7 protein-coding genes are annotated in these 10,440 nt (G+C 55.9%); 1 reads left to right on the top strand and 6 read right to left on the bottom strand.

The annotated features are described in order from the left end of the window. Window positions 1–111 precede the first annotated feature (111 nt). From cysQ to pgm, 4 genes are all read right to left on the bottom strand, one after another. Window positions 112–879 (bottom strand): 3'(2'),5'-bisphosphate nucleotidase CysQ, encoded by a 768-nt coding sequence (cysQ, locus tag B7L71_RS06640; protein WP_081136833.1) that lies wholly within the window; start codon window positions 877–879, stop codon window positions 112–114. 67 nt (window positions 880–946) lie between these two features. Further along, window positions 947–1,801 carry a UTP--glucose-1-phosphate uridylyltransferase gene (locus B7L71_RS06635; RefSeq protein WP_081136831.1) on the bottom strand — a complete coding sequence of 285 codons (855 nt, stop codon included), beginning with the start codon at window positions 1,799–1,801 and terminating at the stop codon, window positions 947–949. Beyond that, the gene (gene pgi, locus B7L71_RS06630) at window positions 1,798–3,495 is read right to left on the bottom strand and encodes a glucose-6-phosphate isomerase (RefSeq protein ID WP_081136829.1); all 1,698 of its coding nucleotides are present in this window, start codon (window positions 3,493–3,495) and stop codon (window positions 1,798–1,800) included. The genes B7L71_RS06635 and pgi overlap by 4 nt, the downstream gene beginning before the upstream one ends. A gap of 492 nt (window positions 3,496–3,987) precedes the next feature. Beyond that, the gene (gene pgm, locus B7L71_RS06625; RefSeq protein ID WP_081136827.1) at window positions 3,988–5,580 is read right to left on the bottom strand and encodes a phosphoglucomutase (alpha-D-glucose-1,6-bisphosphate-dependent); all 1,593 of its coding nucleotides are present in this window, start codon (window positions 5,578–5,580) and stop codon (window positions 3,988–3,990) included. A gap of 435 nt (window positions 5,581–6,015) precedes the next feature. Between pgm and B7L71_RS06620 the strand changes: the two genes are divergently transcribed. After that, window positions 6,016–7,824, top strand: a complete 1,809-nt coding sequence (locus B7L71_RS06620; protein WP_212636736.1) for a hypothetical protein — start codon at window positions 6,016–6,018, stop codon at window positions 7,822–7,824. A gap of 149 nt (window positions 7,825–7,973) precedes the next feature. Here B7L71_RS06620 and B7L71_RS06615 read toward each other — a convergent pair whose 3' ends face one another. Both B7L71_RS06615 and B7L71_RS06610 read right to left on the bottom strand, forming a co-directional pair. Continuing rightward, window positions 7,974–9,041: a polysaccharide pyruvyl transferase family protein gene (locus tag B7L71_RS06615; RefSeq protein WP_170919454.1), complete on the bottom strand. Its 1,068-nt coding sequence runs from the start codon at window positions 9,039–9,041 to the stop codon at window positions 7,974–7,976. 178 nt (window positions 9,042–9,219) lie between these two features. Further along, window positions 9,220–10,440, bottom strand: a 1,221-nt coding sequence (locus B7L71_RS06610) for a capsular polysaccharide export protein, LipB/KpsS family (RefSeq protein ID WP_446497391.1), incomplete at its 5' end; no start/stop codon positions are given.

The following is a 10,440-nucleotide window of genomic DNA, read 5'->3' as shown; positions in this document are numbered from 1 at the left end:
CCCCCGTAGCGCGGCGTAACGATGGAGCGAGAGCAACGAGCGAAAGAGGCACCCGCGAAGGGCGGCGCCAGCCGCCCCGATCACGCCACCAAACGACAAAACGCCCCAACATCACCCCCGGTTCCCCCACACTACAAAAGGTGGGTTCAGGGTTTGGGTGGGGGTGGCGTAGTGCAGCGGGTGGCCGTCCAGGGTGACGATGCGCCCTCCGGCTTGGTGGACGATGGCGTGGGCGGCGGCGGTGTCCCAGAGGCTGGTGGGGCCGAAGCGGGGGTAAACGTCGGCCTGGCCTTCGGCGATCAAGCAGCTTTTCAGCGAGCTGCCCATGGGCTGCATCTGATAAGGCCCCAACGCCGCCAGCCAATCGGTGAGTGCGGGGTCGTGATGAGAGCGGCTGCCCAGCACGCGCCACATGGCGCCCTCGGCGGGCCTGCCCGCCACCTGCAAACGGGTGCGCTGGCCATCCGGCGCTATCTTGTAAGCTCCTACCTCCTCTGCCGCCAGGTAGGCAACGCCGGTGACCGGGGCGGTCACCACGCCCAGAACTGGCGCGCCGTGTTCGATCAGCGCGATGTTGACGGTGAACTCCCCGTTGCGCTTGATGAATTCCTTGGTGCCATCCAGCGGGTCCACCAGCCAGTAGCGGCCATCGTCGCCAACCCCTGAAAAACCTTCCACATCCTCTTCGGATAACATGGGATACGTCGGCGTCAACGCCTGCAAACCATGCCGAATGACGTTATGCGCCGCTCGGTCCGCCTCGGTCAGTGGGCTGTTATCCTGCTTGACCGTCACTTCGAAGGCGCGGCCATATACCGCCATGATGGCGTCGTCCGCGGCTTTGGCAATGGCCAACACCTGTTCCAGTAATTCCCGCATCGCGCCTCCAGAACGTAAAAAACCGCCCACGGGGGCGGTTTTCAAACACTCAGCCTTGAGCAGGCCGTTAAACGTCGTAGCCCGCTTCACGAGCCAGCGTGGTGTTGGCCTGCAGCCAGCCTTCGATATGCCCGCAATCGAAGGTGCGGCCATGCATACGATACGCTTGTACCGACTTGCCTTCCTGCATCAAGCGGTCGATGGCATCGGTGAGCTGGATTTCATTGCCCGCACCGGGCGGCTGGTCGCGCAGTAGCTCCATGATGCGGTAAGGCAACACGTAGCGGCCAATCACGGAAAGGCGCGAAGGCGCTTCTTCCGGCTTGGGCTTTTCCACCACGCCGCGCATGTTGGCGCTTTCGCCTGCCGCAGGCTCATCGCAATCCACGATGCCATAGCGGTACACTTCTTCCTGGGGCACGGCTTCCACCATGATTTGCGACGCGTCGTGGGCTTCCCAGCGCGCCACCATGCTGCCTAAGTCACAAGCACTACTATCCACCTGCGGCTTGACCAACACGTCGGGCAGAATCACCGCGAACGGCTCGCCCTGGTCCAGCAGGTGGGCCGCGCAAAAAATCGCATGCCCCAGGCCCTTGGCATTGGGCTGGCGAACACTGGTCACTTTCAGTTGCTTGGGAGAAATGGCCGATAGCGTCTCCAGCAGCGCATCCTTACCCTTGCTGGCCAGCGAATGCTCAAGCTCGAAGTGGGCATCGAAATGGTCTTCGATGGCTGATTTGCCAGCACGCGTCACCAAAATGATCTCGTTGATGCCTGCGGCCAGCGCTTCTTCCACCACGTGCTGAATCAAGGGGCGGTCGACTACCGGCACCATCTCCTTGGGGATCGCCTTGCTGATGGGCAGCAGGCGGGTACCGAACCCCGCCACCGGAATAATCGCCTTGCGTACTTGAGTCATTCAACACTTCCTTTTTCGTTACGTTGCTTGCGCCACTCACTCACTTTACGCAGCAGCTGAGCAGTACTGGGATCTTCTACATTCTGGTGCTCAATCGGCAAACCCGCCAACGTCTGATACAGGCTGGTGGCCAGCTGCTTGCCCAGCTCCACACCCGGCTGGTCGAAGGGGTTCAAGTTCCACAACACCGACTGAACGAACACTTTATGTTCATAGAGTGCCAGCAGCGCACCTATGGACCATGCGTTCAGCTCGCGCATCAGTATAACCGAATTGGGCTGGTTACCCCGATACCCCTGGGCCATATAGCCACGCAACGCAGGTGGAATGGCATCATCCCCCAGCGCAAACAGCTGGGCCTGAGCCAGACAGTTGGCCAGGGTCAGCGAGTTTTGCTGCTCCAGCGACTCCGCCACCGGCGTGGCAACATCAGCACGACGCTGAGCCACCGCCACGAAATCAGCGCTTACCGTGTGGCTCCCCTGATGCAATAACTGATAGAACGCATGCTGGGCATTGGGGCCCACATCGCCCCACAGAATCGGGCAAGTAGCATGATTGACCGAACGGCCATCCAGCCCCACGCTCTTACCGTTGGACTCCATCTCGAGCTGCTGCAGGTACGCCGCCAGGCTCTTCAAACGGCCGTCGTAAGGTAGCACCGCATGGGTCGGGATGTTCAAGAATTGACAGTTCCACGCCCCCACCAGCGCCTGCAACACGGGCAGGTTCTGTGCCAGCGGTGTGTCCAGGAAGTGCTGGTCCATGGCGTGCGCGCCCGCCAACAGGGCATCGAACTGCGCCAGCCCCAGCTGCATGGCCACGCTCACGCCAATCGGCGACCACAGTGAAAAACGCCCGCCAATCCACTCCTTGAATTCCAACTGGTGGGCTTCGGGAATGCCGAACTCGGTCATCTTTTCCGGCTTGGAAGAGACCCCCAGCAGCTGATAACGGCGTACCGTGGCTTCATCCACTTCCAGGGCATCGCTCAGCCAGGTCAGCGCGGTGCGCAGATTGAACTGCGTATCCGCCGTGGTGAACGACTTCGAAGCCAATACCAGCAGCGTAGTGGCCGGGTTCAGCGTCTCCATCAAGGGCAGCAGCTGCGAACCATCCATGGTGGAGACATAATGCACGCCCACCTGCGCCTGGCTCGGGCAATCGGCCAGCGCCTCGCTCACCAATTTGGGGCCTAAATCCGAGCCCCCCACCCCAATATGCACGATATCGGTGATTGCCTGGCCCGTGGCACCAAACCACGCCTGCTGATGAACGCGTGTGACCAACCCCGTCATTTTCACCCGCTGCTGCTGGCAAAACGCAGCGGCGGCCTCCATCCCCTCTGGGGCAGGCGTTGCCTCCGGCCAGCGCGCCGCCATGTGCAGCGCCGCCCTGCGCTCAGAGTGGTTCACTTTAGCGCCTGCAAACAGCGCACTACGCCGCGCTTCCAGCCCACAGCTCTGCGCCCACGCCACCAGTAACGGCAGCGTTTGCTGGGTCAACCGCTGTTTGCTGAAATCCAGATGCAGCGTGCCAAACGAAAACGCCAACGCCGCCGCCCGCTGCCGAGCCACACCCGACCCGCTCAGCAAAGCACTCAACGGCTGCGCCTGCACCAACTCCGCATGTTGGTGAAGCGCCTTCAACGGGGTATACGCGTGAGGGGATACTGCAGAAAATGAAGTATTCATAAATCATCCTTGAGTTATAAAAGCCAACATAGCGAAAGAACGAAGCACACGCCAAGCCAACCCACTCCCATCCAGAGGTATTACCCAAGTTTACAGCAAGATGCCCCAACCCCGTAGCGCAGCGTAACGAATCTTGCGCGAAGCCCGCCGTAACCCCCGTAACGCGGCGTAACGAATCTTGCGCTAAGCCCCCCGTAGCGCGGCGTAACGACTGAGCGAGAGCAACGAGCGAAGGAGGCACCCGCGAAGGCGGCGCCAGCCGCCCTGATTGAGCCACAGCGCTCGATCAAATCTCGGTGGCTTCATCGGCATCCCTAACGGGATGCTTCGCGGGTGCGCTCCGCTTACACCGCGCTACGGGTACATCGCCAACAATACGCATGGCCAGCCGCCCCAATCACCCACCGCGCCCCCACAAACCTGGCAACCAGCCAAAAAAACCACCCATCAAGGGTGGTTTTGGTTTGCGACCATCATGCTTATAACAAAGGCTTAACCTTTCAGCACGCCCGAAAGTAACTGCTTGGCGCTGTCGATCAGTTCGTCCAGGTGTTGGGGGCCTTTGAAGCTTTCGGCGTAGATTTTGTAGAGCGATTCCGTGCCGCTGGGGCGGGCGGCGAACCAGCCGTTGTCGGTGGTGACTTTCAAGCCGCCAATGGCAGCCTGGTTACCGGGGGCCTTGACCAGTACGGCGGTGATGGGGTCGCCCGCCAGGGTGGTGTCGGTAACGCTGTCGGCGGTGAGCTGCTTGAAGGCGCCCTTCTCTTCTACGCTGCACGGCGTGTCCACACGCTTGTAGCAAGGCTCGCCAAAGCGCTGGGTCAGCGTCTGGTAATACTCGCTAGGCGTTTTACCGGTCACGGCCAGAATCTCGGCGGCCAGCAGGCACAGGGCAATGCCGTCTTTGTCGGTAGACCACGCCTTGCCGTCACGGGTCAGCAGGCTGGCCCCAGCGCTCTCTTCGCCGCCAAAGGCCAGCCAGCCATCGGAAAGGCCATCCACGAACCATTTGAAGCCCACCGGCACCTCGTGCAGCTCCCGCTTATGGGAAGCCACAACCCGGTCGATCATGGAAGACGACACCAGCGTCTTGCCGATGCGCAGCTCCTGGCTCCACTCGGGGCGGTGGCTCATCAGGTAATCCACGCACACCGCCAGAAAGTGGTTGGGATTCATCAGGCCGTTGGCATCCACGATGCCGTGGCGGTCGGCATCCGGGTCGTTGCCGAAGGCAAGATCGAAGCGGTCCTTGATGTCGAGCAGGTTGGCCATGGCCGCCGCGCTGGAGCAGTCCATGCGGATCTTGCCGTCGTGATCCGGCGGCATGAACGCAAACCGGCTATCAATGGTGGTATTCACCACTTCCAGATTCAGCCCATAGTGTTCAGCCACCGCCTGCCACACCGGCAGCGCCGTACCGCCCATGGGGTCGGCCCCCAGGGTCAGGTTAGCTTTCTGGATGGCGTCCATGTCCACCACGCGGCCCAACTGGGCCACGTAATGGGCCGTGAAGTCGTATTCCTGGACCTGGGCCAGCGCCTCTTCCAACGACACCAGCGTGATATCGCTCAACTGGCGCAGCAGATAAGCGTTGGCGCGCAGTTCGATCCAGCGGGTCGCTTCGGTATCGGCCGGGCCACCGTGGTACAGGTTGTACTTGATACCGCCATCTTCCGGCGGATTATGCGAAGGCGTGATGATCAACCCATCCGCCTTGGCAGCAGGATCACCCAGCGGGTGCTGAGTGTTGTAATGGATGATGGCCTGGCTGACCAGCGGCGTCGCCGTGTAGCCATGGCCCTTCTCGACCAGCACCGGCACGCGGTTGGCTACCAGCACACGCAGCGCACACTCCCAGGCGGGGCGCGAAAGCGCGTGGGTATCCACCCCTAGAAACAGCGGCCCCTGGTAGTTCTCTTCCTTGCGGTAGTCCACCACCGCCTGGGTAATCGCGATGATATGTGCCGCGTTGAACGTGCGCTCGGTGGCACGGCCACGGTGGCCTGACGTGCCAAACGCAACCCGCTCTTTTGCCACATTGGCATTTGGCGTTTGCTCATGAAATGCTTGGATAATGGCGTCCATATGCTTCTCCCTTGCGTGAATCGCCACTCCTGTTGTGCGTTAACCAACGCGCATTTTTCAACATGACGACATGACTCATGAATAAAATCAATTCAAGACTAACCCACACTTAACACAGCGTGGCCCAATAATAGCTCAAAGCAACCAGTGTAAAACCGCCCTCCAGTTTGCCCTGCGCCATGAGTTCCGGCAATAACGCCAGCAGGTCTTTCACACTGCGCTCTGCTTCATCATCCCGCTTACCGCCCACTGACTCAGGCGGCAAAGCTCCCTGATATAGATCAATAAAATCCGCAAGAATGAGGCGTATTAGGCTTTGTACGAAAAATCAGCGAGCGAGGGCATTACCGTTTGCTAGCAGCCACCGTTACACGAGGACCTTGCTACACTACCTCGTAATAGTAGCGGCTTTTCGCTAAACTTCAGCCGTCAACGTTGGCGCGTCAAAGCAGCCAGAGTACGGCTAGAAGGTGCCAAACCATAACCAACGGGGAACCTCGTGTGTACGCAACGTTATCAACTCGCCTAACGATGGACCTGCACACGCCAAACGCGTGGATACCGCATTTTTGTGAGGCGCTAGGCCAGCCACAATGGGCTGCGCATCTGCACCACCTCACACCTTTTAGCGACCCCGAAGGAAAGCATATTCCCGCCAGCTGCTGTTTTCGCACCCTATACGCTGCCTTGGAGGCACTACGTCAGCAAGGGTTGCTCGCTATACCGCTAATACCCGCGCAAGCGCCGTTACCGCGAGTAGAGCTTGAAGACATCAGCGTGCGCTTTTCGCGTTTTGAAGAAAGCATATTTGTCTACTTTTTGCTCAAGCTGCCAGAACAACCTCAACACTACGACGCCTGGAACGCCATCGCATCCCCCCTACACACTGCGCTGATGCAGCGCTTGGGCGATGCCTTTCACGTCGATTTTCATGTGCGTATCAAGGTAGAGCAGTACAGCGAATTTTTATGCCTGCAAAGCCTAACGCCGCTATTTAGCACCGACACCGCTTTTTCAAACGAAGCGTTTACCCAGCACACTCAAGGCAACGGTTACCGACGCTATACCCGTATTCGCTACGCCGCCAGCACCTCCACCCAGCGCACGCTAGCCAACGAAAACGGCAGTCACTTTGTGCGAGAACTGCAGTCTATCATCACTTTACAAGCGCCGATTGAACCAGATGGCCAGCAAGAAGCCAGCCAGCGCAGTCACTTCTACAACATGCTGCATAGCGAAGTGGTCTTTTTCTACCGCGCACGCCGTCTGGAAAACGCCATGCAACCTACCTATAACACCATCGACTTTCTCAACGACCTACTCGATAAACTGCAAAGCCAGTGGGTACGCATTCGTTCGCTATTTGCCATTACGCCCAAGTTTTCTCTGGTCAACCGTAGCCAAACCTCACACTTGTTTTTCTATATTCTAGAAGTGAACGCACAGGCCACCGCACTACGCAACAAAATTCAAACCGAGCTGGAAAAAGAGCAAGGGCCAATGCTGGAACGCTACGAACGGCTGCACTTCAACGCAGCTGCTGGCACACCTGATGAACAGCGCTACCTCCACTACATTAACGGTGAAGTGCTTAAGTGCCACACGGCCTACAGCGAAAAAATGAACCGCCTGGACCGCTCGGTGAACCGGGTTTCCGGCAGCATCCAACAGCTGCGTGAAGACTTTGACGCCAACACCAACATCATCTTACAGCTTCTGATGTTTCTGCTTTCTGTGGTAGTGGTGGTATGGGGGCTGGTGGTACTGTTAGTCGATAAAGGCATGGGCGTAGTTCCCATCAGCGCGAACTTGCCCATGCTGGTACTGATTAGCCTGGCAGCCCTTATCCTGATTTTGGGAGTGTACGGCCTGATCGCAAAACTATACGTTAACCGTTCAGCTTACGTGCTGGAGCGGCGAGTGCACGACGCCGTTAAAAGCTGCCTACGCAGCCCCCCAGAATGCACCGCCGAAGAGCGCAACCTTGACGCCCGCATTACCACCATTGTGAATGATTTTGTGAAAGGCAAAATTGCCAAGCCCCCTAAATGGCTAGCACGCCTTGCCCGCCTAAAGGCCGCCAAGCAGGACCGTAAAACGCCCGCCTACCAATCGCTTATTACTCAAGTATTCGAAATATCATCGCTTATTTTGCCCGCTGTTTCGCTAGGCAAGCTCTGTCCCAATAAAGCGCGCCATCACATGCAGCAGGTGATCGACACCGTAGAGCAAAAGTTGAAATAACCGCACCGACTCACCCTGTAGCGTTCGCCGTAGCAAAGAGCCACGCATTCACAGCAACGGGGAGAGGCTATAGAGCGCCGCTCGGATCTGGCGAGGCACCCACTACGTGCTCAGCTAGCGTCAGGGTAATCGGCTCGCCAATGCCCATATCATGATATCGCTTTTAAATACTCCAAGGCGACAGAAACCTCATTACCGTTCGCCAAGTTCAAGCCATTCTGCTTCAATACCTTGCGATACTTCTGTAGCGTCTCTTGGTAACGAGCCTGGAATTTCTGTAAAGCTTCTGCGTTGAGGTATTGCTCGACGGCCGCATCGACACCTAGCTTGCCAAATTCTGCCACCGAACAAGCAGGTATGCCATGGTAGGACGTCAGCTCACGAACGCGAGCATCGGCATACAACACCAACGCCGGAGTGCCCGCCTGCATTGCCGCAACGGCCCCATGAATCCTGTCGCCAATGAACACATCATGATGTGCCGCCGCTTGACGCCAAGCAGATACTTCATTGAATGAATAATAGCGCGTAAAGGGCGCGCTCAACCCTGTTTCCTCATGAATGGCCATTTGCATGGCCTCCACATCCAGTTCATTGGTTGCTTCGTTGTAAAGACCTACACGCCCCTTCAAAGATTCCAGCTTGTTCAAATCCATTTGGAAGACATAGGAGCACTCGCGATCTTGGAAAGCATCGAAGAGCACACCCATACGATTATCGCGATGCTCAAGGAAATTACGGCCAATGTAGCCTGAGGTCATGAATTTACGAGGGGCCACCGATGGCTTGATATGCGCAATATTCAGTGGATAAACAAACATGCTGGGGCAACCAATGGCCTCGGCTTTGGTAATACCGTTCTCATGCAGCCACCGCTTGGTATCGTGACCACGCACACCGATGAAGGTGGCTTTTTCCTGAAGCAGTCGGACGACGGCAGCCATGTCATCATCAAGGTCATCCAAACCATTGAGCATGGTCTGCATACCGAGCCCAAGCACATACAATGGCAAGTCTGGCAGGTTTTCCAGCACGGGGCGCAGTAACCCGTCGCTTGGCCCTTTTCTCAACGCGTTCGACATCGTCAGCACCACGGCATCGAAGTTATCCTGCATTAGCGCTTTAAAATCAGTGGCCCCCACCTTGTTCAATAAACGGGGTAGATGCACTTGAGCCGATAAATTTCTATTGACACTCAGCGACTGTATTGCCGCCATTCGATGCACCATATTGCCTTTGTTACCCGTCAGATAAAAAATTAGACAGATGAGCATCGACTGACGTTTGAGAGGTATGACACAACCCGATTTGAAAGGGCAACGCCGTTTCTGGTTGATACATGGCGTGCGCCGTTCTAAAAAAACATGCTCTCATAAAAAAACCACCTCATAAATATTAAAGATCGATAGACGTCGCAGCAGTAGACGATGCTTGGCGCATTTCAAGAATAATGTTCAGCAACGCCTCAAGCTCAATCCTTTTACCTGTATGAGGGTTGATATAAACACTTTGCCGAATACATACTTGGTGAAAAATCTCTTCGACCCTCCTTGGCTTATTTCTTCTTGGCACATAAGCACGATCATCAGTGAGGCCCCAGCCAGCATAGAAAGGGACACCGAAACAAACTACTTCCTTGCCTTTCAACAAGCCTTCAAACCCCACTTGCGACGATACCGTATAGATTTTACTGCACTTATTAAGCACCTGATTAATCTGAACATCATCAGGAAGCACCTCAATCTCTTTTACATTTCTATTCCGATATGAATTGAAATTCTTGTGCACACTATCCGGATGGCGTTTGAAATATATTTTCTTACCTGGATTATCCTTGATAGCCGCTTTCATCATATCGACGAAGGTATCATCTGTGGCACCCGCAAAGGCAATCGATGCATCGCCTTTTTTCTGATCTATTACCAGAACACAGCCCTCTTCAAGCTCAAAGTCAGCGCCCTCTGCAGTCACATATTTGTTGTATTTGGTAATGTCATATTTATTAATCTTCTCAATCAGCATGCGGCTTCTTAGCAACTCATGCTCTTCAAGAAAATAGCAATCATCGTTTAATGTATGTTCACAACGAGATGCCTGATGAGAGTCAAAATAATACCCCATATCGTCCAGCAAGAAACCTAATGCTTTCTTCTCTTTCAGGGTAGCCTCTTGATCAAAAAAGCCAGCAAAGCCGCCAAACAGTGCAACCTCTGCATAAATAACAGGCTTATCTCTCAAATAGGCATGCTCCAAGCAATGCCAAAACATATCTTGATGCAAACGCTGAGACAAGAACACGACAGCATCTGCAGGCATGCCAGGTTTATAGGCAAACGAAGAAGTTCTAAAAATAGACTTGATGTTTTCCGCATAGCCTCCATCAATATCATCCAATTTGACATTCGATAATATCGAGGCGTTGGGGCCAAGGGCATCAAGCCACGCAGCCGCTGAGAAGTGATCAGGTCTTTGCCGTGCTAGCGCTCGGTTCACCATTTTATACTCAATAGCGCTACCGACCCTGGCATTTGTAATGTCCGCAGCAGCGGCTACGGCAGGTGCTTTTGCCAACGTTGATAAGTGCTCCACCTGCTCGGCAAGCCTATCAACCCTCAG

The sequence above is a fragment of the Halomonas sp. BC2 genome (assembly GCF_002078115.1).
Lineage (GTDB): Bacteria > Pseudomonadota > Gammaproteobacteria > Pseudomonadales > Halomonadaceae > Vreelandella > Vreelandella stevensii.
Note: the sequence above shows the minus strand (reverse complement) of the source record. Positions and strands in the feature narration are given on the sequence as shown.